This window comes from Streptacidiphilus sp. MAP12-33 (genome assembly GCF_041261265.1).
Classification (GTDB): Bacteria; Actinomycetota; Actinomycetes; order Streptomycetales; family Streptomycetaceae; genus Streptacidiphilus.
In genome coordinates this window covers 46,405-70,377 of sequence record NZ_JBGCCA010000034.1, presented here as the reverse complement: position 1 = coordinate 70,377, position 23,973 = coordinate 46,405, and the positions used below count along the sequence as shown (strand labels likewise).

At 73.3% G+C, this 23,973-nt stretch carries 18 protein-coding genes; 8 read left to right on the top strand and 10 right to left on the bottom strand.

What is annotated here, in order from left to right; all coding sequences use genetic code 11:
• Window positions 1–3: 3 nt before the first annotated feature.
• The 3 genes from ABH931_RS29310 to ABH931_RS29300 form a co-directional block, all read right to left on the bottom strand.
• Window positions 4–1,026, bottom strand: a complete 1,023-nt coding sequence (locus ABH931_RS29310) for a LacI family DNA-binding transcriptional regulator (RefSeq protein WP_370119681.1) — start codon at window positions 1,024–1,026, stop codon at window positions 4–6.
• A 127-nt stretch (window positions 1,027–1,153) separates the two neighbouring features.
• The gene (locus ABH931_RS29305) at window positions 1,154–4,003 is read right to left on the bottom strand and encodes an RICIN domain-containing protein (protein WP_370119679.1); all 2,850 of its coding nucleotides are present in this window, start codon (window positions 4,001–4,003) and stop codon (window positions 1,154–1,156) included.
• A 152-nt stretch (window positions 4,004–4,155) separates the two neighbouring features.
• Window positions 4,156–5,427 (bottom strand): ROK family protein, encoded by a 1,272-nt coding sequence (locus ABH931_RS29300; protein WP_370119676.1) that lies wholly within the window; start codon window positions 5,425–5,427, stop codon window positions 4,156–4,158.
• Window positions 5,428–5,598: 171 nt separating this feature from the next.
• On the opposite strand from ABH931_RS29300, the gene ABH931_RS29295 reads away from it, so the two are divergent.
• The 4 genes from ABH931_RS29295 (at window position 5,599) to ABH931_RS29280 (ending at window position 10,923) form a co-directional block, all read left to right on the top strand.
• Window positions 5,599–6,915, top strand: a complete 1,317-nt coding sequence (locus tag ABH931_RS29295) for an extracellular solute-binding protein (protein ID WP_370119673.1) — start codon at window positions 5,599–5,601, stop codon at window positions 6,913–6,915.
• 152 nt (window positions 6,916–7,067) lie between these two features.
• Entirely contained in the window at window positions 7,068–8,033 is a 966-nt protein-coding gene (locus ABH931_RS29290) for a carbohydrate ABC transporter permease (RefSeq protein ID WP_370119671.1), read from the top strand.
• A complete protein-coding gene (locus ABH931_RS29285) occupies window positions 8,030–8,881 on the top strand; it encodes a carbohydrate ABC transporter permease (RefSeq protein WP_370119668.1) in 852 nt (283 codons plus the stop codon). The genes ABH931_RS29290 and ABH931_RS29285 overlap by 4 nt, the downstream gene beginning before the upstream one ends.
• A gap of 38 nt (window positions 8,882–8,919) precedes the next feature.
• Entirely contained in the window at window positions 8,920–10,923 is a 2,004-nt protein-coding gene (locus ABH931_RS29280; protein WP_370119665.1) for a hypothetical protein, read from the top strand.
• Between the two features lie 69 nt (window positions 10,924–10,992).
• On the opposite strand, the gene ABH931_RS29275 is transcribed toward ABH931_RS29280, so the two are convergent.
• Window positions 10,993–11,961, bottom strand: a complete 969-nt coding sequence (locus ABH931_RS29275; RefSeq protein ID WP_370119662.1) for a S41 family peptidase — start codon at window positions 11,959–11,961, stop codon at window positions 10,993–10,995.
• A 56-nt stretch (window positions 11,962–12,017) separates the two neighbouring features.
• Here ABH931_RS29275 and ABH931_RS29270 point away from each other — a divergent pair, with 56 nt between their 5' ends.
• Window positions 12,018–12,518 (top strand): ArsR/SmtB family transcription factor, encoded by a 501-nt coding sequence (locus ABH931_RS29270; protein WP_370119659.1) that lies wholly within the window; start codon window positions 12,018–12,020, stop codon window positions 12,516–12,518.
• An 11-nt stretch (window positions 12,519–12,529) separates the two neighbouring features.
• Here ABH931_RS29270 and ABH931_RS29265 read toward each other — a convergent pair whose 3' ends face one another.
• Both ABH931_RS29265 and ABH931_RS29260 read right to left on the bottom strand, forming a co-directional pair.
• Window positions 12,530–13,549 (bottom strand): ROK family protein, encoded by a 1,020-nt coding sequence (locus ABH931_RS29265; RefSeq protein WP_370119656.1) that lies wholly within the window; start codon window positions 13,547–13,549, stop codon window positions 12,530–12,532.
• A 109-nt stretch (window positions 13,550–13,658) separates the two neighbouring features.
• Window positions 13,659–15,353, bottom strand: a complete 1,695-nt coding sequence (locus tag ABH931_RS29260; RefSeq protein ID WP_370119654.1) for a ricin-type beta-trefoil lectin domain protein — start codon at window positions 15,351–15,353, stop codon at window positions 13,659–13,661.
• A 313-nt stretch (window positions 15,354–15,666) separates the two neighbouring features.
• Here ABH931_RS29260 and ABH931_RS29255 point away from each other — a divergent pair, with 313 nt between their 5' ends.
• Window positions 15,667–16,458 carry a sigma 54 modulation/S30EA ribosomal C-terminal domain-containing protein gene (locus ABH931_RS29255; protein ID WP_370119651.1) on the top strand — a complete coding sequence of 264 codons (792 nt, stop codon included), beginning with the start codon at window positions 15,667–15,669 and terminating at the stop codon, window positions 16,456–16,458.
• A 202-nt stretch (window positions 16,459–16,660) separates the two neighbouring features.
• Here ABH931_RS29255 and ABH931_RS29250 read toward each other — a convergent pair whose 3' ends face one another.
• Both ABH931_RS29250 and ABH931_RS29245 read right to left on the bottom strand, forming a co-directional pair.
• Window positions 16,661–18,019, bottom strand: a complete 1,359-nt coding sequence (locus ABH931_RS29250; protein WP_370119648.1) for a sensor histidine kinase — start codon at window positions 18,017–18,019, stop codon at window positions 16,661–16,663.
• Window positions 18,016–18,750 (bottom strand): response regulator transcription factor, encoded by a 735-nt coding sequence (locus ABH931_RS29245; protein WP_370119645.1) that lies wholly within the window; start codon window positions 18,748–18,750, stop codon window positions 18,016–18,018. Before ABH931_RS29245 ends, ABH931_RS29250 begins: the two co-directional genes overlap by 4 nt.
• A 139-nt stretch (window positions 18,751–18,889) precedes the next feature.
• Between ABH931_RS29245 and ABH931_RS29240 the strand changes: the two genes are divergently transcribed.
• Both ABH931_RS29240 and ABH931_RS29235 read left to right on the top strand, forming a co-directional pair.
• Window positions 18,890–21,097: an MMPL family transporter gene (locus ABH931_RS29240; RefSeq protein WP_370119642.1), complete on the top strand. Its 2,208-nt coding sequence runs from the start codon at window positions 18,890–18,892 to the stop codon at window positions 21,095–21,097.
• A complete protein-coding gene (locus ABH931_RS29235) occupies window positions 21,094–21,789 on the top strand; it encodes a hypothetical protein (RefSeq protein WP_370119639.1) in 696 nt (231 codons plus the stop codon). The genes ABH931_RS29240 and ABH931_RS29235 overlap by 4 nt, the downstream gene beginning before the upstream one ends.
• A gap of 21 nt (window positions 21,790–21,810) precedes the next feature.
• Here the strand turns inward: ABH931_RS29235 and ABH931_RS29230 are convergent, their stop codons facing one another.
• Both ABH931_RS29230 and ABH931_RS29225 read right to left on the bottom strand, forming a co-directional pair.
• Window positions 21,811–22,479, bottom strand: a complete 669-nt coding sequence (locus tag ABH931_RS29230; protein ID WP_370119636.1) for a response regulator — start codon at window positions 22,477–22,479, stop codon at window positions 21,811–21,813.
• The gene (locus tag ABH931_RS29225) at window positions 22,476–23,795 is read right to left on the bottom strand and encodes a sensor histidine kinase (protein WP_370119633.1); all 1,320 of its coding nucleotides are present in this window, start codon (window positions 23,793–23,795) and stop codon (window positions 22,476–22,478) included. The genes ABH931_RS29230 and ABH931_RS29225 overlap by 4 nt, the downstream gene beginning before the upstream one ends.
• Window positions 23,796–23,973: the final 178 nt, after the last annotated feature.

Genomic DNA, 23,973 nt, shown 5'->3' with positions numbered 1-23,973 from the left:
GTGTCACGCGCTCTCACGCACCACCAGAGTCGGCTGGAAGACCCGGGACTGGAGCGTGCGCTCCGGCGCCGCGATCTGTTCCAGCAGCAGTTCCGCCATCTGCCCCGCCATCGACTCGACCGGCTGGCGGACGGTGGTCAGCGGCGGGTCGCAGGTCAGGGCCGCGCTGCTGTCGTCGAAGCCGACCAGGGCCATGCGGTCCGGGATGGCGATGCCCGCGCGGTGGAGCACGGCGACCGCGCCGAGCGCCATCAGGTCTGAGGCGACGAAGACCGCGTCAGCGTCGGGCGCGGCGGCGAGCAGCGCCCGCATGGCGACGCCGCCGCCGGCCTGGGTGAAGTCGCCCTCGACGTGGGCGGCCTCGGTGAGGCCGTGGTGGGCCAGGCGCTCGCGGAACGCGGCGTAGCGTTCACGGCCGGCGGGGGTGTCCAGCGGGCCGGAGGCGTGGGCGATGCGACGGCGGCCGAGCGCGACCAGGTGGTCGACGGCAAGGAAGACGCCCGCGCGCTGGTCGAGTTCGACGAAACTGATCGGCAGCGGCTCGCTCGGGCGGGCGAACAGCACCGCCGGGACCCTGGCCTCGGCCAGCGCGGCCGGCAGCGGGTCGTCGGCGTGGGTGGAGACGAGCACGACGCCGTCGACGTGGCCCTGGCGCAGAAAGTTGATCAACTGCCGCCGGGAGGGCTCGTCGTCGACGATGGCCAGCACCACCTGGACCCCGCGCGGGCGCACGGCCTGGGTGACGCCGCTGACGACGCGGCCGAAGAACGGGTCGGCGAAGATCTGGCCTGCGCTCATGTCGGACACGGCGAGCGCGATCGACCCCGTCGTCCGGGTGACCAGCGAGCGAGCGGCGAGGTTGGGCGTGTAGCCGGTCTCCGCGATCGCCCGCTCGACGGCCTCGCGCAGGCTCGGCGCCACCGAGGCGTTGCCGTTGACCACCCGGGAGACCGTGGCGCGCGACACCCCGGCGACCTTGGCGACATCGACGAGCGTGACCACGTCCGGTGCGGGCTTCTTCGACATGGATGAGTTATACACGCCGCCCCTGGGCGGCGGGGCGGGCACCGGGGATCACCCGGGCCCGCCCCGGCCGGTGGGCGCCGCCGACCCGCCCCACGGGTCGGCGACGCCACCTCTCACCGGCGGCGCGTCAGCCGAGCGTCCACTGCTGGAGCGACGAGCCGGCGTTCGCCTGCTGGGTGAGCAGCGCCCCGTCGGCCGTCGAAGCGGTCGTCAGCAGCAGGCCGGTGTGGACGTTGGTGAGGGTGTAGGCACCGGAGGCCGCCCGGGCGAGGGTCCACTCCTGGTTGGGGTTGCCGGTGCAGGCCCACTGGATGACGGCGGTCCCGGCGGCGGTGTTGCCGCCGTAGTCGTCCATGCAGAGCTTGGAGTAGGCGTTGACGACGGTGTAGTTGCCGTCGGTCTGCCGGGTGAGCGTCCAGCTCTGGTTCTGGCCGCCGTTGGTGGACCAGGTGTCCAGCTGGGTGCCCTGCGTGGTCGACCAGTTGGGGTCGTCGAGCGCCTCGCCGCCGATGGTCAGCGTGTGCGTGCCGCTGAGGTCGCCGGCGACGGTCCAGGTGAAGGTGGTGTGCCCGGCCGCGCCGGTGGTGTCGGTGGCGGTGACCGTCACCGTCGCCGTGGTCGCGGCGGTCGGGGTGCCGGAGACGGTGCCGGTGGCCGGGGCGATCGACAGCCCGGCGGGCAGGCCGGTCGCGGACCAGGTGAGGGTCTGCCCGGAGGCGGAGTCCGTCGCACTGAGGTGCAGGGGCGTGATCGCGGTGCCGAGCGCGGCGCTCTGGTTGCCGGGCGGCGCGACGGTCACGGTGTCGCCCGCGGAGCCGCCGACCGCCGTGAAGCCGAGCGTCTGCGCGGCGGCGGGCCGGGTGTCGCCGGACGTGCCGCTGTTGTCCCAGCCTCGCTGCGGGGCGGTCGCCACGGCGGAGCTGCCGGTGGTGAGGCTGAGCGCGAGATCGCTGTACCGGTTGACCAGGCGGTAGCCGCCGGTGGGCGTGGAGGAGCCGCTGGAGGCGGGCGACTGCACGATCGTCTGGATCGACCACTGCTGGCCGGTCGTCGGTCCGCCGCTGCCCGGCGCGCCGAGGGAGACGGCCGCGTCCCAGGCCCGCCCCGCGTTCTTCGTCGCGTCGACGCCCAGCAGTTGGCCGCTGCCCGCGTTGGCGACGGTGAAGAAGCCGTCCCCGGTGGGCGTGAAGGTCCACTGCGCGGCGGTCCCGGTGGGGGCCGTCGTGGTGGTGAGGGTGCTACCGCTCTGGGCGAGGGAGGCGCCGTTGCCCGCGCCGAGCTGGTAGTCCACCCCGCTGCTGACCGGCGCGGCCGGGAGCCCGGCCGAGGACGCGGGGGCGACGGTGAACTGCGTGTACTGCGAGTCGTTGGGCGTGCAGGAGTACTCGCAGTAGGAGCGGAAGGTACGGCCGACGACGGCGCCGCCGGTCAGGCTCGTCGGGTCCAGGAACCAGCGGTACCAGGAGCTCTGCGCGGGCCCGGCGGAGCCGATGTCGGTCCACTTCTCGGTGGCGAGGTCGTCGCTGACGTAGAAGTGCTGCGGCTGGTTGCTGCCGGCCTCGTTCTCCGGAGTACCGATGTACTTACCGAGGTAGGCGTCCCAGGCGATGTTCAGCACCGACAGCTGCGAGCTGACGGGCGTGGTCCCGGCCGCGACCTGGCTGCTGATGCTGCCTGCCGTGCTCGGCGAGTAGCCCTGCGCGGGCGGCACCCACCCGGAGCCGACCCCGTCGGCCGGGATCACGTCGCTCTCGCTGCCACCGACGCCCGGCTGGGACCACGTGCCGTCGTACCACTTGCTCCAGGAGGCGGAGCTCATCTTCTGCGCGATCGGCGCGCGGGCGACGTGCTCCTGGAACCCGCCCCAGCCACCGGTCTTGTCGACCAGGCGGGACATGTAGAAGACGTAGAAGTACCCGGAGCGGTAGTCGACGAAGAGCCGCGGGTCGCCGTCCCCGTAGTAGTACGTCGAGTTCGGGAAGGTGGTGGTGTCGTTGCGGACGGTGCTGTACGGCGTGGTGATCGCGTGGCCCTGGATGGTCCAACTGGCGCCCTGGTTGCTGGAGGAGGCGTAGTCGACGGCGTCGTAGTGCGTGCCGTCGCCGAAGGGCTGCGGGGTGAACTCGTTGTGGACCAGGCCGTACCAGGTGCCGGTGTCCGGATCGACCCAGACGCCCACCAGATCGCAGTAGTTGCGCTCGGCGTAGCCGGAGCCGGACGGCGCGTCGGTGGCGTTCACGCCCGTCGGGCTGTTGTTGCAGAAGGCCGTGGTGTCCTTGTTGGTACCGGACTTGGCGATGGACGCGGTGGTGGCGGTGTCGAAGTTGCTGCCGGTGTAGAAGTCCCAGGACCGGCCGTCGGTGGCGCCGTAGAGCGAGTGCGCGGACTGGTAGTAGAACTGTCCGTTCTTGTCGAGGTACGGGAACGCCGGGGTGTCGTCGCCGTTGATGCCGTTGGTGGCGGAGGCACCGGCGGTCAGCGTGTAGCCGGCGGCGGGCGCGGTGGCCGCCTGCCAGGTCTCCAGCGCCTGGGAGGGGTCGCACGGCTCCAGCCCGACACCCTCCCCCGCGGCGACGGAACTGCCCTGCACCTGGAGGCACTTGCCGGACTGCGCGCTGAGGATCGTGCTGTCCGGCTGGAACGCGAAGTGCTGTTCCGGCGCGGCGCCGGAGCAGTTCGCCAGTTGGAGCAGCGCACCGTTGGCGTCGGACCCGCCCGCGACGGCGAGGCAGTTGCCGAGGACGGTGACGGTGCCGTCGGAGTTCCAGCCGAAGCTCTGCTCGGCGGAGCCGTCGCAGGCCGCGAGCTGGATCGGATTCCCGCTGGTGGTGGCGGCGTTGGTGTCATCCAGGCACTGGCCGCCGATGGTGATGGTCCCGCTGGGGGTCGCGGCGGCGGCGGGGAGTTGGGGTAGGCCGGCGGCGAGGACCGCGAGCACGGTCGCGGCCAGCAGACGGGGTCGGGGGGAGCTACTCACGAGGGGTCCTTCCGCGTGGGAGCGGAGCGAAGAGAATAGTTCCGCTAGAATCCGAACTAATCGAGCCCGCGTCAACCCCCCGTGCAGTTGCACTATCCGGGGGCGCGAGGAACTGCGCGAGCAACCTCGCGCCCCCGAAGGCGGCTGCGCCGCTAGGCGAGCTGCATGATCGCGATCGGGTCCTGGTAGACCGCGTCCAGCGCGAGGTACGCGCCGCCGCGCGCAGGCGCGGTGAAGCCGAGGACCGAGGGCACCAGCTCACAGCCGCCCGCGTCGGGCGCGATCACGGTGTCGCGGACGTCGTCCCTTATGGCGTCCACCAGGTACGTCCCGAAGACCGCGAAGTGACCACCCAACACCAGCAGTCGCGGGTTGAGCACGTCCACCAGCAGCGCGACCCCCGAACTCAGCGCGCGCGCCAGCGCGTCCAGCGCGGCGAGGGTGCGCGCATCGCCCGCCTCCGCGCGGCGCCGCAGCTCGCCCAGGCGCTGCTCGACGTCGACCGAGGGGTCGTGGACCGGGTCGTAGCGGTCCGCCGCCAGGCGCAGCAGCGCGGCGAGGCCGACGGCCGTCTCCCAGCAGCCGCGGCGACCGCAGGGGCACTGCTGCTCCGGGTCGCCCAGTGGCAGGTGGCCCACCTCGCCGGCGAAGCCGGAGTTGCCGCGCAGCAGGTTGCCACCGGCGATGATGCCGGCGCCGACGCCGGTCGCGCCGGTGAGGTAGACCAGGTCGCGGACGCCGGGGGTGTCGGTGGTGACGAACTCGGCGATCGCGCCGAGCTTGGCGTCGTTCTCCAGGTGTATCTCCGGCGCGGCACGGCCCAGACGGCGGCGCAGCCCGGCGACGGCCGGGACCTCGCGCCAGCCGATGTTGGACGCGTAGGTGACCACGCCCCGGACCGGGTCGATGACGCCGGGCGCAGCGAGCGTGACGCCGATCGTCCGCACACCGGCGGCGGCCAGCTCCTCCATGGTCGCGGCGACCAGCTCCCCGACGGTGTCGAGCACCTGCTCGGCCGGGACGCCGGCGACGTCGACGGCGAGGCGGCGCTGCGCGACGACATCACCCGGCAGGTCGAGGGCGATCAGGCTCACGTAGTCGACGTTGATCTCGACGCCGACCCCGCACAGGCTGCGGCCGTCCAGCTCGACCACCTGCCCGGGCCGCCCGACGGCGCCCTCGCGCTCGGCGCCGCCCTCGCGGACGAGGCCGCCCTCCATCAGCTCGGCGATCAGATTGGTGACCGTCGCCTTGGGCAGGCCGGTGTCCGCCGCGATCCGGGCGCGCGAGCGGCCGCCCTCGGTGTGCAGCAGGTTGAGGATCAGGCTCTGGTTGGCGCGGCGCGTCGAGGACCGGTCCTTGGCCCCCGGCGGCCCGGCCATGGCCAGCTCACGCGGGTACGTCTCGACAGCTCGGGTTGCCACGGCTGCTGCCCTCCCCCTTCGTCGGTGGGACTGCCGCTCCAGACGAAGTGACTGTAGCGGTCCTGCTGGGTGTCTTGACTGTGACTCTCTTTTGTTCCAACAATAGCCGAACTAATCGAGCACGCCTCCTTCTCCTCGCTGTGTTCCCCTCACTGAACATGGAGCCCTGCCTTGACGATCCACTCCGGAAGAGCGCTGGCTGCGGCCGCCGCTCTCGTGACGGCCACCGCCCTGCTCGCCGGCTGCTCCAGCAGCGGCTCCTCCACCGGATCCGACGCCGCCTCTGCCGGGCCGGTCAAGCTGGACTTCTGGGGCTGGGCGCCCGGCTACGACCAGTCGGTGGCGCTGTGGAACAAGTCGCACCCGAACATCCAGGTCACCTTCGACAAGACCGCCTCCGGCTCCAAGGGCGGCTACACCAAGATGCTGACCGCCGTTCAGGCCGGCAACGCCCCGTGCCTGGCCCAGGTCGGCTACGAGACGCTGCCCAGCTTCGCCGCCGCGGGCGCGCTCCAGGACGTCACCGACGCCACCGCCTCCGCGAAGAGCCAGTTCGCGGACTGGACCTGGAACCAGGTCACCATCGGCGGCAAGACGTACGGCGCACCCGTCGACACCGCGCCGATGGCGCTGATGTACCGCAAGGACCTTTTCGCCAAGTACGGCATCAGCAAGCCCCCGGCCACCTGGGACGAGTACGCGGCCGACGCCGCCAAGGTGCACGCCGCGGACCCGAGCGTCTACCTCGGCGACTTCGGCAACGACGCCTACAACTACGCCGGTCTCGCCTGGCAGGCGGGCGCGCCGTGGTTCGGCACGGCGAACCAGCAGTGGCAGGTGACCATCGGCAGCGCGGCCAACACCAAGGTCGCCTCCTACTGGCAGGGCCTGCTCGACAAGAAGCTGCTGAAGACCGACCCCAGCTTCGACCCGTCGCTCTACAGCGACATGGCGAACGGCAAGATCCTCTCCGACGTCAACGCGGTGTGGGACACCCCCATCATCGCCTCCAGCGTCAAGGGCACGAGCGGCAAGTGGGCCATCGCGCCGATGCCCGTCTGGGACGCGGGCAACCCCGTCTACGGCAACGACGGCGGCTCGGCCACCGCGGTCCTGAAGGGCTGCGCGCACGCCAGGGAGGCGGCGCAGTTCGCCCTCTGGATGAGCACCGACCCCGACAGCGTGGCCAACCTCATCAAGGTCACCGGCATCTACCCCGCCGCGACGTCGGGCCTCGGCAACCCGGCCCTGTCCGCGCCGGACCCCTTCTACGGCGGCCAGAAGATCTACGACGTCTTCAACGCGGAGATGTCCCACATCAACACCTCCTGGCAGTGGGGCCCGACGATGACCCAGACCTCGACGGACCTCGGCGACGGCCTCGGCCAGGCCGGCACGGGCGGCGCGAAGCTCCCGGACGTGATGGGGACGGTGCAGAGCAAGACGGTTGCCCAGATGAAGCAGCAGGGCCTGACCGTTTCCGGCTGACCTCACGTGGCAGCGACCTCAGGGGCGCGAGGAACTGCGCGACAAGCCACCGTGTGTGGTCAGTTCCCGAACGGTCAGGGCCATCCGCACAGGGTGGTTCCTCGCGCAGTTCCTCGCGCCCCTGGAGGGTGCAAGCACAGGGAGATTGAAAGTTGACCACCGCCACGTCGCGCCAGGCGACCACAGCAACACGTGCACCCGTTCGCCCAACGCAGTCCCGCCGCGCGCCGGCGCACGTACGGAGGCGGGCGCGGACCGCCGCGCTGTTCCTCGCGCCGTTCCTGCTGCTCTTCGCCGCCATGTACGCGGCACCCATCGGCTACACCGTGTACCAGAGCCTCTTCCGGATGCACCGGGACGGCCTCGGGCTGACCGCGCCCACGCAGGTCTTCGCCGGGCTCTCCAACTACGGGACCGCGCTGGCCGATCCGGCCTTCCGCGCCTCCCTGCTGCGGGTCCTGCTGATCGGCATCGTGCAGGTACCGGTGATGCTCGGCCTCGCGCTCGGCCTCGCGCTGCTGCTGGACGCGAGGACCACGCTCTTCAAGCGGTTCTTCCGGCTCGCGTTCTTCCTGCCCTACGCCCTGCCCGGCGTGGTCGGCGCCATCATGTGGTCCTACCTGGTCGCGCCGGGCCTCAGCCCGATCACCGCCGCCGCCCACCACCTGGGCCTGCACCTGGACCTGACCTCGAACGCGATGCTCGCGCCGACCATCGGCAACATGCTGACCTGGGGCTGGACCGGCTACAACATGCTGATCATCTACTCCGCGCTGCAGGCCATCCCGACCGAGCTCAGCGAGGCAGCGACGATGGACGGCTGCTCGGCCTGGGGCATCGCCTGGCGGATCAAGATCCCGCTGGTGCGCCCCGCCCTCGTGCTGACGACCGTCTTCTCCATCATCGGCACCGCGCAGCTCTACAACGAGCCGGCCATCCTGCGGAACGTCGCGCCGAACCTCAGCAGCACCTACACGCCCATCTACGCCGCCTACGACGCCGTGGACGCCAACAACTTCAACGCCGCGGCCACCGAGTCGGTCATTCTGGCACTGCTGGCGTTCGTCCTCTCCTTCGGCTTCCTCAAGCTCGTCCAGCGCCGGGGAGCAGCCCTGTGAACACCGCCCTCCGCAACCCCGCCCGCTGGGTCACGCTCGGCGTGCTGATCGTCGCGTCCGTCTACTTCCTCGTCCCGGTCTGGTGGCTGCTCGTCTCCTCCACCAAGACCAACGCCGACCTCTTCTCCGGCAACGGCTTCTGGTTCGGCCACTTCGCGTTCTTCGCCAACCTGCGGCAGGTCTTCACCCAGCAGGGCGGCATCTACTCGCAGTGGCTGCTCAACAGCGCCCTCTACGCCGTCGGCGGCGCGGCCGTCAGCACGCTGATCTCCTCCCTGGCCGGGTACGCGCTCGCCAAGTACCCGTTCCGGGGCCGGGAGGTCACCTTCAACGTGGTGCTCGCCGCCGTCCTCGTCCCGCAGCCGCTCCTCGCCATCCCGCTGTACCTGATGTTCTCCAAGGTCCATCTGGTGAACACCTACTGGGCTGTCCTGCTGCCCAGCATGGTCAGCCCGTTCGGGGTGTACCTGGCCCGGATCTACGCGGCCGCCTCCGTGCCGGACGAACTGCTGGAGGCCGGGCGGATCGACGGGGCCGGCGAGGTACGGATCTTCGGGACCATCGCCCTGCGCGTCATGGCCCCGGCGCTGGTGACCGTCTTCCTCTTCCAGTTCGTCTCGATCTGGACCAACTACCTGCTGCCGGTACTGATGCTGGCCAACGACCGCCTCCAGCCGGTCACCGTCGGCATCGTCGGTTGGCAGTCGCAGCGCGGGATCGGCCCGACCGCCGTGCCGTTCAACATCGTGGTCACCGCCGCGATGGTCTCCGCGATCCCGCTGGTCGTCCTGTTCCTGTCCCTGCAGCGCTTCTGGCGTTCCGGCCTGACCGCCGGCTCCGTCAAATGAGCCCCCTGTCAACTGAAGCCCATCCGAGGAGGCCCCGCGTGCCCGCCCGGTACCACCTGCGGTTCCAGCTCCACCCCGGTCCGGACGCCGCCGCCCAGGCCGCCGAACTGGCCAAGTTCTGCGGCGAGGCGGGCGTGGACGAGGTAGTCCTGCTGCTGGGCGCCGAGGAGTTGTACGCCGGCCATCCCGCCGGCCCGGCGGAGGACCTGCTCGTGGAGACCGCGGCCACCGGCGCCTCGATCCTGCGCGAGGCAGGGCTGGAGGTCAGCCTCAACCCGTGGGTCACCGCGGGCCACGCCGACCGGGGTCGCGCCGACGCCCTCGGCTTCACCCCGATGGTCGGGCCCGACGGCACGGTCGCCGCCGCGCAGGCGTCCTTTGCCTGCCCCCGCTGGCGGGCGTGGATCACCGCGCACTACGCGCGCTTCGCCGCGCTGGGCTTCCGGGTGCTGTGGCTGGAGGACGACTTCCGCTACCACAACCACGCCCCGCTGCCCTGGGGTGGCGGCTTCGAGCAGCCGATGCTGGACCGGCTCGGGCAGTTGGCCGGCGAGCCGGTGACGCGCGAGCGGGTCGTGGCGGCGCTCACCGCGCCCGGCGCGCCGCACCCGTGGCGTGAGCTGCTCCAGCAGGTGTGGCGCACCGCGCAGTTGGAGGTGGCTGCGGAGCTCGCCGACACCGTCGCCACCCACTCCGGCGGACGGTCCGGGCTCGGGCTGATGAGCTCGACCCTGGGCCTTCACTCCGTCGAGGGCCGGGACTGGCCCGCGCTGTTCCAGGCGCTCTCGGTCGGTGGCCGCGTCTCCCACCGCCCGCACTTCGCCCCCTACAGCGACACCCCGGGACGCGAACTCAGCACCTCCGTCTGGATGCTGGAGCAGCAGCGGGCGCTGCGGCCCGCCTTCGCCAGCAGCGAGCCGGAGATCGAGAACTGGCCGCACACCGCCTGGTCCAAGTCCGACGCGCAGACCTGGTCCGAGCTGGTCACCGCCCAACTCGCGGGCTCGGACGCGCTCTTCCTCAACCTCCACCCGATGCACTCCGGCCGCGCCCAGCGCCAGCCGCGCATCGCGGAGTTGCTGCGCCGCTCACGTCCGGCCCTGGACCTGGTCGCGGACGGGCACGGCGCCGACGAGGGATTCGAGACGCTCGGGGTGGGCCTGCCGTTCCGGCAGGACGCCGCCGCCCATGTCCGCACCCGGACCGGAGACGGGCTCGCGGGGCTGTCCACGGACCCGGGCCCGGCGGCCGGCTTCCTGCTGCGCTACGGCGTTCCGGTCGCGGCGGGTGTCAGCCGCGTCAACGCCGTGTTCGGTCCGCTCGCCTGGGCCTTCGCCGACGCGGAGGTCGAGCGACTGCTCGGCGGCGGACTGCTGGTGGACGGCACGGCCGCCGCGATCCTGGTCGAGCGCGGCTTCGGGCCGCTGCTGGGCGTCGACGCCGCCGAACTCGTGGACCGCGAGCAGCACCCGGTCCCCGAGCCCGGCCCCTACGCGGTCGAGCGCCACCGGGCCGAGGACGGAGAGATCTGGCTCAGCGTCAACACCCAACCGGCCCTGGCCCGCCTCTCCCCCGCCCCGGACGCCACCGTCACGACGCGGATCACCACCCCGGACGGGCAGGACTGGGGCCCAGGGCGGCTGCGGTTCACGAACGCGCGCGGCGGGCGCGTCGTGGTGCTGGCCGCGACCGCGCCGGAGCAGTTGCCCTTCGACGACGACGGTCAGCGGCTGCTGCACGAGGCCGTCCGCTTCCTGGAGGGCGACCGGCCGGAGCTGCCGCTGGTCAGCGGCGGACCGCACCTGATCCCGCAACTCGTCCGCACGACCGCGGGGACGCGGCTCGCCGTCGCCAACGGCAGCGCCGACCCGGCTCGACCGCGCGTCACCTTCCCCGGCGCGGCGCCGCCGCAGGCGACGGCGACGCTGCTGGCCCCGCTCGCCGAGCCGGCCCCGGCGGCCTGGGGGGCCCGCGACGGTCGTCTGCTGGAATCGGACGCGGAGCTGCCGCACCGCGGCTGGCTGCTGCTGCACTGGAGCTGACCGCCCTCGGACCCCGCTCCGACCCTGCCGCCGATCCCGTGCGGCGGCGGGGACGGAGCGGTCACCACCTCATCGGCCCGCGTCGGGGCTCCCGTGCCGGGCCGGGTTCTGCGACGCGAGGTTCTCCAACGCGAGGTTCTCCAACGCAAGCGCCAACGCCACGTCGAGCGCCTCCTCGGCGGCGCACGGCACGTCCGGCTCGACGCCGACGCCCTCCCAGTTCGTGCCCGAGACCGGGTTGAGCGCGCGGGCGACCGGCACCGACACCTCCAGGTGCGGGTGGACCGTCCACCCCTCGCGCGGATGCGCGCCACCGCCGGTCACCTCGCCGACGACCGGCGCGCGGCCCAGCTGCTGCAGGTCGTAGGCGAGTTCCTCACCCGCGGAGAAGGTCCGGCCGCTGGTGAGCACGTAGAGCGGCTTGCGCCCGCCGAAGCGCGCGCCCGGCACGTGCGGCGGCGTCCAGAACTGCTCGGCCACCGCGCCCTGCTGCGACAGCAGGGTGTTGAGGTGGGTGCGGCGGTCCAGCAGGTAGCCGCAGATGAAGGCGACGGTGTCCGGGTCGCCGCCGGTGTTCCGGCGCAGGTCCAGGATCAGCGCCGAGGCGGGCGCCACCAGCGTGAGCGCGGCGGCGAGCGGCTGCGCCGCCCATTCCAGCGGGAACATCGCGGGCGCGACCTCCAGCAACGCGACCCCGCCCTCCAGCAGCTCCACCCGCGGCACGCCGCCGAGTCCGGCGTCGAACCGCCGCCGCATCGCGGTCATGGCGGCCGCGCCCTTCTGGCCCTCGCCGTCGGCCGGGACCGGCTCGGCGTGGTGCTTGAGCCGCAGGTGCAGGTCGCCGTTGACGGACTGCAGATCGGCGGTGACGGCCTCGGCCAACTCCTCCGGGCCGACGGCCCCGTAGGCACCGTCAGTGCTGCGGCGCCGCAGCAGGGCGGCGAGTTCGGCGCCGATCTCAGGAAAGACGTAGTGCTCGGCGACGCGTGCGGCCGCCGCCTCGACGACGGTGCCGACGTCCAGCGTGGTGGTGGTCATGGAGGGAGTAGACCAGCGGCTTGCGCAAGCGTCAACGGCGTTTAACACTTGGCCGGGTGAGCGCCAACGAGGACGAGGACGTCCAGCGGATCAGTACCCCCGAGCAGCATGCGGCCCTGGCCCACCCGGTCCGCCAGCGGCTGCTGTTCGCACTGAAGCGGCAGCCCTCCACGATCAGCCGCCTGGCGGCCCGGCTCGGCGTCAACAAGGGCGGCGTCTCCCACCACCTCAAGGTCCTGCGCGACGCGGGCCTCATCCGCGAGGCCGGCACCCGAACGGTCCGCGGCGGAACCGAGCGGTACTACCGCCTCACCGCCCGCCACCTCCTCGTCGACGCCCCGCAGCCGGAAGGCACCGCCGCCCTCCTGGGCGCGGTCGCCCAGGAACTCGACCGCTCCCCCACGGACCACACCCTCCTCCTCCGCCACCTCCGGCTCTCCCCCGCCAAGGCGGCCCGGTTCGCCGAGGCCCTGACCCGCCTCGTCGACGACCTGGAGGAGGACCCTGAGGGCGAGCCCACGCACGGCATCCTCGTGACGCTCTACCAGCAGAGGTAGGTGCAACCCCTTCAGGGGCGCGGGGAACTGCGCGACAAGCCACCCACGGCATTGAGATCCCGTGCGGACAGGGCCATCCCCCTCGGGTGGGTTGCTCGCGCAGTGCCCCGCGCCCCTGAAGGATGGTGCAACTGATCCATCGCGAGCAGACCCGCGCCGATGCAGCCCGCGTCACGGCCCAGGCCGGCCGGGACGATCTCCGGGGTGGTCTGGAAGCCGAGGCGCTTCTCGAGCGCCGCGCGCAGGGGTTCGACGTACGGGCGGCCGACCTGGGCCACGCCGCCGCCGACGACGATGCGGCGCGGGTCGAAGAGGGTGACGGCGGCTGCGAGGCCGTCGGCGAGGGCGGGGACGGTGCGGTCCCAGAGCCACTCGGCGACGTCGTCGCCGGCCTGCGCCCGGCGCCAGACCTCGTCCGCGCCGACCTGCTCGCCGGTCGCGCGGCTGTACGCGCCCGCGAGCGCCGCGTCGGAGGCGACCGTCTCCAGGCAGCCGCGCTTGCCGCAGGCGCACAGGCGGCCGCGCGGGCGGACGGTCAGGTGGCCCAGCTCGCCCGCCGAGCCGTGGCCGCCCACGAGAATGCGGCCGTCCAGGACGAGCGCGGCGGCGATGCCCGCGCCCATCTGGACGAAGAGGAAGGACCGGCAACCGCGCCCGGCGCCGAGGCGGGCCTCGGCCCAGGCGGCGGCCCGCACGTCGTGGCCGAGGGCGACGGGGATGCCCAGCTCCTCCGCGGCCCACTGCCGGATCGGCACCTCCCGCCAGCCGAGGTTGGCGGAGAAGGTGCAGATCCCGGCCGCCTGGTCGATGACGCCGGGGACGGCGATGCCCGCCGCCACCGGGTGGTGGGTCTGCGCGAGCGTGGAGGCCAGGTCGAGGACGGTCTCGACCACGGCGTCCGGCCCTCGCTCGACGCCGGTGGCCACGCTCGCGCGGTGCAGCACGGTGGCGTCGGGCGCGAGCACGGCGGCCCTGATCCGGCTGCCCCCGGCGTCGAGTGCGAGGACCACCCCGTCAGTGGTGTGTGTCATGTCGAATCTCCCCCGGTGGTGCCGCGCGCGAAGTTGGGTCTTTTATAGGGACGACGCTCAAGACCGCGCAACGGGCGCGGCACCACGCCCTGGGAAGACGCGGGCCGCGCTACTGCGGCAGCGACCAGGTCTGGTTCGCCTGGTTGTACCCGCACGGCCAGATGTCGAGCCTGGTGCCGTCGGCGGAGCCGCCCCCATGGACGTCCAGGCAGTCGCCCGAGTTCGGGTTCACCAGATTGCCCGCCTGGTCGTACGTCCACTTCTGGCCGGCGGAGCCGTCGCAGGCGTGGAGGTCGACGTAGGTGCCCGCCGCGGTGGCCGAGCCGGGCACGTCCAGGCACTTGCCGAGGGCGCGCACGGTGCCGTCACCCGGCAGGGTCCACTGCTGGTTGGCGGTGCCGTAGCAGCCGTAGACGATGATCGGGTTGCCGTCGGCGGTGCCGGAGCCGGAGTCGTCGAGGCACTTGCTGCCGACGCCCGTCACCTGGCCCAGCTGCGCGGTGCCGCCGCAACCCGCGCTCGGGCTGATCCGCAGCAGCGCGGTGCCGTGCGCCGGGATCGACGCCGAGAGCGCGCCCGTCGTCGTGGAGCTGGCCCCGGACCACAGGTCCTTGACGCCGAAGGTGCAGCCGCTGCCGCCGGTGAGGCCGATCGCGGCGGCCGTGGTGCTCGCCGAGACGGTGGACGCCGAGCGGTTGAGGATCGCGACGGCGCGGTCGCCGTTCGCCAGCGGACGGGTCAGCACGTCGAGCGTGCCGTTCTGCGAGACGACGTAGCCGGGGTGGCCGAGGGAGTCCTGGTCGACGGCGATCACGTCGCTGTTGCCGAGGTCGGCGACCGAGGCGGCGCTCAGCTGGGTGACGTCGTCGCTCAGGATCATCGGCGCGCCCATCTCCGCCCACAGCGAGAGCTGGCTGCGCGACTCGGTGGCGGTCAGGCCGCCGTCACCGGCGATGAGGAAGTCCGGGTCGTTCCAGTTGCCGGGGCTCTCGTAGCGGTGGATCGGGTTGTTGTAGCCGTAGTTGGTCAGCACGCTGCTCCAGCGGCTGGTGTTCGGCTTGCTCGCGTCGTAGGTGGCGACGTCGTAGCCCTCGCGCCACAGCTGACCGTACTGGCCGACCCAGCCCAGCACGGTGTCCCAGTCCGCGGTGCCCTCGAAGTAGGCGGGCGCCGACTCGGAGAAGACGATCGGACGGCCGGTGGCCTGGAGCGCCTGGCTCATCTGCTGGTAGGCGCTCTGGTAGGTCTGCACGGAGGTCTGCCCGCTGACGGAGGGCACGTTGCACCCGTCGAGCTTGAGGTAGTCCACGCCCCAGGACGCGAACAGGTTCGCGTCCTGCTGCCAGTGGCCCCAGCTGCCGGCGTAGCCGCCGCAGGTGGAGGTGCCGGCGTCCTCGTAGATGCCGAACTTGAGTCCGAGCGCGTGCAGTTGCTGTCCCACGTAGGCCATGCCGTCGGGGAACCGGCTCGGGTCGGCCTGGAGGCTCCCGTTGGCGTCGCGGGCGGTCTGCATCCAGCAGTCGTCGGTGGTGACCGTGTTGTAGCCCTTGGCCGCCAGGCCGGTCGAGACCAGCGCGCGGGCGTTGGCCAGGATCGTCGACTCGGTGTAGCCGCACTGGAAGTGGGCCCAGTCGTTCCAGCCCATGGGCGGGGTGAGGGCGAGCGCGCTGGTGGAGGTGGCGGTCGGGGAGGCGTTCGCCTGCGGGGCGGCGGCCAGGCCGGTCGTTAAGGCGGCGACGCCGGCGGTGACCACGGCGACGAGGCCGCGCAGGCCGCGCGCGGTGCTCGATCCAGAACGGGGCACGGTTGTCCCTTCGGGGAGATGGGGATGACGTCACGTCACGCGCGTGGGGCGCACGTGAGGGAGGCACTCGCACAGGGCTGCGACGTCCGCACCGATGCTAGGGAAAGGCTGAGCGAATGCCTAGACATCTGTGCGCAATTCTGCGCGGTGATCCATATTCTGCGCAGTTCTGCGCAACACACCCGGCAGTTGCCACCCCGCCGACGAATCGGGACGTTCGGCACTGGACACTCTTCCTGAGGACTGTGGAGGATCTGCTGCGCGGGGAGATTCCCCCGTGGCCGGAGAGGCGAACTGCGGAGGGCTTGGGCTCGTGAACGAGGCGATCTTTGTGCGCGCCGACGGGGTGGCGCTGGATCTCGCCCACGAGGTGCGGCGGCGGGTCAGCGATCTGGTCAGCGGCACGGACGGGCTGGTCGAGGCGCTCCGGGTGCGGCTGAGCCGCACCCACGACGAGGAGGCGGAGCAGACGCTGTGCCAGGTCGACGCGGAGGTCGACGGCCGTCGCGTCCGCGTCCAGCGGCTCGCCGCGGACGCCCGCCAGGCGGGCGACCGCCTGGTCGAGGGCCTGCGGCAGCGCATCACCGAGGTCTCCAACCGCGAGTGGCGGCCACGCCCCTGGACCGAGCGCGCGGACGCGCCCGAGGAGCTGCCCGCGGCGACGACCGGCACGGCCGGCACGGCGGTGGGCTGGGCGGAGCGGGCCGGCCGCGCGGGGCGGGCGATGCTGCCCGCGATCGCGCGGATCAAGGAGCCGCTGCTGGTCTGGTGCGCGCCCGAGGTCGCCGTCCGCACACTCGACGCGATGGACTACCAGGCCCACCTCTTCACCGACCCCACCACCGAGCAGGACTCCGTCGTCTACCGCGCGGGCCCCACCGGCTACCGCCTGGCCTCGACGCGGCCCGCGGACAGCCCCCGCTACGACGCGTCCCTGCTCACCCTGTGCCCGCGCCCGGCGCCCCGCCTCTCCGACGACGAGGCGGTCCGCCGCTGCGCGGACGCGGAGCTGTCCGCGTTGTTCTACGCCGATCCGGACTCGGGGCGCGGCCGCCTGCTCTACCGCCGCTTCGACGGCCGGTTCGGCCTCGTCCGCGGGGAGTAGGCACCTGCCGCACTGCCCTACCCAGGGGCGCGAGGAACCGCGCGACAAGCCACTGACGTGCGGATGGCCCTGCGCGTTCGGGGCTCTACCCGGGTGAGTGGCTTGTCGCGCCGACGCAGGGGGCACCTCGGGGGCACCTCCCGGCCGAAGGCTGGGGGACGAGCCGCACCTCAGCAGAGCTCCGCGCCCTGAGGTGGTGCGACTAACCCTTCAGAGTGACGGTGAAGCACGCGCCGCCCTCCGGGCCGTGGCCGCGGACGGCGATGGTGCCGCCGAGGCGGGTGGTGAGGCGGTGGGCGATGGTGAGGCCCAGGCCGCTGCCCGCCGGGCGGGTCGTGCGGTAGCGGGCGTGGAGGGCGCCCGCGTCGAAGGCGACGCAGACGTCGTCCTCGGTGAGGCCGGGACCGCCGTCGCGGACCTCGAGGACGGCCGCACCGCCCTCGTCCCGCAGCGCCAGCACCACGGGCGCGCCGGAGGGTGTCGCCCGGAGCGCGTTCTGGGTCAGGCCGTCGATCAGCTGGCGGACCCGGAACGGGTCCGTGGCGAGGACCACCGGGCTGTCCGGCCGTTCCACCCGCAGCTCCACACCGTGCTGCGCGCACGGACCGGACCAGAAGGCCGCCGCCTCGGCGAGCACCTCGCCGAGCTCGGTGTCGACGCTTTCGAGCCGGAAGTCGTCCGCCTCCAGGCGGGCGAGAGCGAGCAGGTCGGCGAGGAAGCGGTCCAGGCGGCGGGTCTCCTCCGCGAGGGTGCGGCCCACCTCCGGGACCTGGTCCGGCTCGATCATGCCGTCGGCCAGTGCCTCGGCGTAGCCCTGAACGGCCGTCAGCGGGGTGCGCAGCTCGTGGGAGACGGAGAGCAGGAACTCGCGCTGCCGGCCCTCGCTGCGGGCCAGCGCGGCGTCCAGGGTGGTGAGTGCGCGGCCGATCTCCGCGGCCTCGCGCGGGCCGCCGGTGGGGGCGGCGAGGCCGCGTTCACCCTCCGCGAGCCGGTGGGCGACGGCCGCCGAGGCCGTCAGCGGCCGGGCGATCCGGCGCGCCAGCAGCCCGCCCGCCAGCGCCGCGCCCAGCAGCCCGACGAGCAGCGGCAGCCCGATGTCGCGGCGGATCTGATCCGTGTCGCGATCCACCGTCGCGTACGGCTCGGTCAGCACCACCGCACCGCCGCGCGGGGTGGGGCTGCCGACCAGCAGGACGTCCTGGCCCGCCAGCAGGCCGTCGGTGGAGACCGAGCGCCCGGCCAGCAGGGCCGCCTTGGAGGCGAGGTCGAGGGCGGGGGCGGCCGCGCCCGTCACCGTGCCGTCGGGGGCGACGGCGGCGAACTGCTCGCCGTTGGGGCCGGCCAGGCGCTCGGCGCCGTGGAAGACGACCGGGGAGAGCGCGGGGAGTCGGCTCAGCAGGGTGGCCTGACGGGTCAGTGTGTCCCGCTCGCGCTGTTCGGCGGCGTGCGCGGCGGACTGCCAGGCGACCAGCCCGGTCAGCAGCGCCGCGACGGCCGCCACCACGGTGGTCAGCAGGACCAGATGCGCCACCAGCGTCCGGCGCGGACGACCCCCGCTCACGGACGCGGTCCGTTCGCGCCCGGTCCGTTCGCGCCCGGCGCGACGGCGCTGTAGCCGACGCCGCGCACCGTGCGCAGCGGGCTCGCCCCGCCGAGCTTGGCCCGCAGTTGGGAGACGAAGACGTCGACCATGCGGGTGTCGCGGTAGCCGGGGTAGCCCCACACCTGGGCGAGCAGCTGGTCACGGGTGAAGACCCGTCCGGGGTTCCGGACCAGGTGCGCCAGCAGCCCGAACTCGGTGGCCGTCAGCTCGACCGGCTCGCCGTCGCGGAGGACGGTGTGGGCGGCCGGGTCGAGGGTCAGCCCGCCGATGCGGAGCACCGGCTCCGTGCGGGGGACGGACGCGCGGCGCAGCACCGTGCGGACCCGGGCGACCAGCTCGCGCGGGGAGAAGGGCTTGACCAGGTAGTCGTCCGCGCCGAGCTCCAGGCCGAGGATGCGGTCGGTCTCCTCGCCGCGCGCGGTGACGAGCAGGATCGGCGTCCAGTCCCCCGCGTCGCGCAGGGTGCGGCAGAAGGTGATGCCGTCCAGGCCCGGCAGGCCGATGTCGAGCACGATGGCCACCGGGTGCATCCGCCGCGCGGCGGCCAGCCCGGCGGCGCCGTCGGACTCGACGTGGACGCCGAAGCCCTCCCGCGTCAGGTAGAGGCGCTGGACGTCGGCGATGTGCCGCTCGTCCTCCACGATCAGCACCAGGCCGTGCGAGGCGGCTCCAGGGGGCGGGGTCTGCATGCGGGTGGGCCTCTCGGGGTCGTGCGACAGGCCGATGCTAACCGGGCGACCCACCCGGACCGGGCGTGCGCCGCCGCCCTTACACTCCCCGAACATTCCGCCAACACCGCGCCCACCGCGCCCCGCCAGAGTGAGGCCCATGATCACCGAAGCGGGCCCGAGGCCCGACATCACCGGCGCGCCCGGCCTGCTGCACCGGATCGGGCGCTGGTGCGCCCGGCACGGGGTGCGGGTCGTCGCCGCCTGGCTGGTCCTCCTCGTCGGCGTGGGCGTCGCGAACCACCGGTGGGGCGGCACCTACGCGGACAGCTTCTCGCTGCCCGGGACGGCCTCGCAGACCGGCAGCGACCTGCTGAAGGCCCACGGCGGCGCGGGCTCCTCCGGCGTCGAGTCGCCGATCGTCCTCGACACCGCGGGTCACGGCGCGCTGCGCGACCACCAGGCCGCGATCGAGGCGGCCGTGACGAACCTGCGCCACCTGCCCGACGTGCTCTCCGTCGCCGATCCGCTGACCGCGCCCGGCGCGATCGCGGCCAACGGCACGATCGGCACCGTGGACGTGCGCTTCTCCAGCAACCCGGCCGCGTTCGACCCGTCCTACCTGGCGAAGGTGGACGCGGCGGTGCGGCCGCTGCGCGCCGACGCCGTCACCGTCGAGTACGGGGACCCGCTCGGCCAGCTGGCCCAGCCCAAGTCGGCGGACGCCGCCTCGGAGGGGATCGGACTCGGCGTCGCGCTGCTGGTGCTGCTGGTCGGCTTCGGCAGCGTGGCGGCGACGGGCCTGCCGCTGCTCACCGCCGTCCTCGGGCTGGGGGTCGGGCTGAGCGGGCTCGGCCTGATCGCCGCGCACGCCGGCTTCGCCCAGGCCGCGCCGACGCTCGCCGCGATGATGGGCCTCGGCGTCGGCATCGACTACGCGCTCTTCCTGGCCACCCGGTTCCGCGCCCTGCTGCGCGCCGAGGAGTCACTGGACCCGGCCGAGGCGGTGGGCCGGACGGTGGCCACCAGCGGGCGCGCGGTCCTCGTCGCGGCGGCGACCGTGGCGATGGCGCTGGCCGGCCTCTACGCCTCGGGGATCGGCTTCATCGGCGCGCTCGGCGCGGCCGCCGGGGTGACCGTGGTGGTCGCCGCGGGCGCCTCGCTGACGCTCACCCCGGCGCTGCTCGGCCTGCTCGGCCGCCGCATCGACAAGCTCCACGTCCGTACGCCCGTCGCCGAGCCGACCGGCGACGGCGACGTCTGGCACCGCTGGGCCGCCTTTGTCGGCCGACGTCCGTGGCTCCTCCTCGCGGGCGGTGCCGCTCTGCTCGCCGTGCTCGCGGCGCCGGTCGCCTCGATGCACCTGGGCCATGTCGACGCGGGCGCGCAGCCGACCTCGCGCACGGACCGGCGCGCCTACGACCTGATCGCCCAGGGCTTCGGCACCGGCGCGAACGGGCCGCTGACCGTCGTGGTGCAGCTGGACGGCGACGAGGTCGCCGACGCGTCCCGGCGGCAGCAGCTCGCCTCAACGCTCCACACCGACCTGGCGGCCGTGCCCGGCGTCGCCTCGGTGACCCCGCCCGCGACGAGCGCCGACCACGTGCTGCTGATCAGCACGGTCACCCCGGCCACCGGGCCGCAGGACGCCGCCACCACCGACCTCTTCCACACCCTGCAACGCACCACCCTCCCGCGCACGTTGGACGGCACGGGCGCCACCGGCTACGTGACCGGCGTGACGGCGGCCGGGCTCACCTTCACCGACCAGCTGGTCGCCAAGCTGCCGCTGATCATCGCGGTGGTCGTGGGCGCGGCCTTCCTGCTGCTGCTCACGGTCTTCCGCAGTCTGCTCGTCGCGCTGAAGGCGGCGGTGCTGAACCTGCTCTCGATCGGCGCCGCGTACGGCGTCGTCGTGGCCGTCTTCCAATGGGGTTGGGGCGGCCCGGTGTTCGGGGTGACCGAGAAGGTGCCGGTGGAGTCCTACGTGCCGATGATGATGTTCGCCATCGTCTTCGGGCTCTCCATGGACTACGAGGTGTTCCTGCTCTCCCGGATCCGCGAGACCTGGCTGCGCCACCACGACAACCACCGCGCCGTCGCCACCGGCCTGGCCGTGACGGCCCGGGTGATCACCTGCGCGGCGCTCATCATGACCAGCGTCTTCCTGGCCTTCCTGCTCTCCACCAACACCGTGGTGAAGATGCTCGCGCTGGGCCTCGGCGTCAGCGTCGTCATCGACGCGACCGTGGTCCGGCTGGTGCTGGTCCCGGCCACGATGTACCTGTTCGGACGGGCCAACTGGTGGCTGCCCGGCTGGCTCGACCGCGTGCTGCCGCACCTGGACCCGGAAGGGGCGGAGCAGTGAGCGCCTCCCGTCCGCGCCGGCGCCGGATCGTCGCCCTCGCGGTGGTGCTCGCCGCGACCGCGGTGACCGCCGCCGGGGCGGGCGAGTACGCGGCCGACCGCCTGATCCACGACCGGATCGCCTCGGCCGCGCCCGGCCTCGGCACCGATCTGGCGGTCGCCGAGAGCGGCTCCGCCCTGTGGGACGTGGCCCGGCAGCAGATCCCCCGGCTCGACCTCACCAGTGACGACGCCACGGTGGGTCGGCTCGGCCCGGTGAGCGTCCGGGCGAGCCTGGACGACGTCCGCCTGGGCGGCACGACCCCGACGGTCGGCGGCACGACGGCCGAGGTGTCCGTCCCGGACCAGGCCGTGGCGGACGCGGTCCAGGCGGCGGCGCCGTCCGTGACGGTCGACGCGGTGACCGCGCAACCGGCTGCGGGGACCCTCGTGGTGGCCCTGGGCCCTGGCGGCGTCGCCCAGCTGACGCTGCGCCCGACCCTGACGGACGGACGCGTCGCGGTCACGACGGTGTCGGCCACCGTGCTGGGCCGGCCGCTGCCCGCCGACCGGCTCGCCGCCCTGACCTCCGGCCTGGCCCGGCAGACCGCTCACGCCTACCCGTTGGGCCTGCGGGCCACCTCGGTGACGGTCACCGCGGACGGCCTGCGGGTCCGCCTGGCGGGCGGGCCGAGCCCGCTGCGCCGCCAGTGACCCGGCGCCGGTGAAACCCCGTCAGTAACCGGCCGGCCGCACCAGGCCCGTCTCGTAGGCGAAGACGGCCGCCTGGGTGCGGTCGCGCAGGTTCAGCTTCACCAGGATGCGGCTGACGTGCGTCTTCACCGTCTGCTCGGCGACGACCAGCCGGGTGGCGATCTCGGCGTTGGAGAGCCCGTTGGCGATCAGGGAGAGCACCTCCGTCTCCCGCTCGGTCAGATCGCCGACGCGGTCCTTCAGCGGCGTGCGCGGCGCACCGGGCAGGCGGGCGAACTCGGCGATCAGCCGCTTGGTCACCGTCGGCGCGAGCAGCGCCTCCCCCGCCGCCACCACCCGGACCGCCTGGGCCAGTTCGGCCGCCGAGGCGTCCTTGAGCAGGAAGCCGCTGGCACCCGCGCGCAGCGCCTCGTAGACGTACTCGTCGAGGTCGAAGGTGGTCAGCACGAGCACCTTGACGGTGCTCTGCGGCGGGGAGGTGAGCCGGCGGGTCGCCTCGATCCCGCCCAGCTGCGGCATCCGCACGTCCATCAGCACGACGTCGGGGCGCAGTTCGGCGGCCTTCTCCAACGCGTCGAGCCCGTCCACGGCCTGGCCGACGACCTCGATGTCGGGCTCCAGGTTCAGCAGGACCGTGAAGCCCTGACGGACCATCATCTGGTCGTCGACGATCATCACCCGGATGGTCATCCGCGGTCCTCCACGGGTCGGTAGTCGGTGGGGAGTTCGGCCAGCACCTCGAAGCCGCCGTCGGGCGTCGCCCCGGTGGCCAGCTCGCCGCCGAGCATCGCGGTGCGCTCGCGCATGCCCAGCAGGCCGTGCCCGGCGCCGGGCGAGGGGGCCGGCGGCCGGGTCGGCGCGGCGTTCGTGATCCGGACGCCGAGGCCGCTGACCCGGTGGTCCAGCCGCACCCGCACGGCCGCGCCCGGCGCGTGCCGCATGGCGTTACTGAGCGCCTCCTGCACGATGCGGTAGGCGGAGAGCTCGACACCGGGCGGCAGCGGGCGCGGCTCCCCCACCGAGGCGAGCTCGACCGTCATCCCGGCCGCGCGGACGTTCTCCAGCAGCTCGCCGAGCCGGGCCAGGGTCGGCTGCGGCGCGTCCTGCGTGTCGTCCGCGACCGGCTCCTCCGAGCGCAGCACGCCCAGCACCCGGCGCAGTTCGGTCAGCGCCTCGACCGCGTTGGCGCGGATGCCGGCGAGGTTCTCGAGCAGTTCGGCAGGCGGGTTCTCCACCAGGTGCGGGGCGACCTGCGCCTGGATCGAGATCACCGACATGTGGTGCGCGACGACGTCGTGCAGCTCGCGCGCGATCCGGTTGCGCTCCTCCAGCAGCGTGCGCCGGGCGCGCTCCTCCGCGGTGAGCTCCTCCTGCTCCACCAGCTTCGTCCGCGCGACGCGGCTGGCCCGCACGGAGACCCCGAGCAGCACCACCACGGCGAAGACGACCACCGCGAAGCCGATCGCGGTGGCCAGGTCCGGTGGCTTGTAGAGCTGCGCCAGGACCCCCGCGAGGACGGTGACGGCCAGGGCCTCGATCGCGACGCGGGCGCGGACCTGCAAGGAGAGCAGGAACAGGACCACCGCCTGGATCGCGATCGTCGCGGGCGTCCAGCCCGCCTGGACGTTCCGGTCCGGGTTCGCGATGGTGAAGGCGACTCCGTGTCCCGGCGCGAGCGCGCTGGACGTCCAGGCCCCGAGGAGCATCACCAGCGTCGACGCCCACCACGCCCGCAGTGGGTGCCAGAGCACCCCGACGAGCGCGGCGGACTGGACCCCGGCGTAGACGAGCCCGAGGGGGACGCCGAGGCTGTAGGCGAAGGCGTACTGGTTGGTGTTGACGCCGAAGAGGATCGCGGCGAGGACGGCGAGGGGCACGAGCACCCACCGCGACACCCGCTTCGCGCGCGGCTGCGCGCGCGCGAGCGCCGGTGCGACCAGATCCTCCCGCGCGGTGCGCAGAGCGGTGCGCACGCGCTGCTTGCCCAGACCCCCGTCTTCACTCATCGGGACCACCTTATGTCGTGCTGGATATGTCGTGCCGGGTCTTGATCTAGGGACGTTGCACGATCCGGGGGCGCGGGGCTCTGCTCGATGTACTGCGTGCGCGAGAACCACCCGCGGCGGATGGCCCCGCGCGTTCGGGACCATCCGCTCGTCAGAGGGGGCACCCCCCGGCCGAAGG

What these genes read in the sequence shown, in the direction of transcription:
- ABH931_RS29225 (WP_370119633.1), bottom strand. Translation starts at nt 23,795, where the DNA reads ATGAGTGAAGACGGGGGTCTGGGCAAGCAGCGCGTGCGCACCGCTCTG.
- ABH931_RS29230 (WP_370119636.1), bottom strand. Translation starts at nt 22,479, where the DNA reads ATGACCATCCGGGTGATGATCGTCGACGACCAGATGATGGTCCGTCAG.
- ABH931_RS29245 (WP_370119645.1), bottom strand. Translation starts at nt 18,750, where the DNA reads ATGCAGACCCCGCCCCCTGGAGCCGCCTCGCACGGCCTGGTGCTGATC.
- ABH931_RS29265 (WP_370119656.1), bottom strand. Translation starts at nt 13,549, where the DNA reads ATGACACACACCACTGACGGGGTGGTCCTCGCACTCGACGCCGGGGGC.
- ABH931_RS29275 (WP_370119662.1), bottom strand. Translation starts at nt 11,961, where the DNA reads ATGACCACCACCACGCTGGACGTCGGCACCGTCGTCGAGGCGGCGGCC.
- ABH931_RS29310 (WP_370119681.1), bottom strand. Translation starts at nt 1,026, where the DNA reads ATGTCGAAGAAGCCCGCACCGGACGTGGTCACGCTCGTCGATGTCGCC.
- ABH931_RS29240 (WP_370119642.1), top strand. Translation starts at nt 18,890, where the DNA reads ATGATCACCGAAGCGGGCCCGAGGCCCGACATCACCGGCGCGCCCGGC.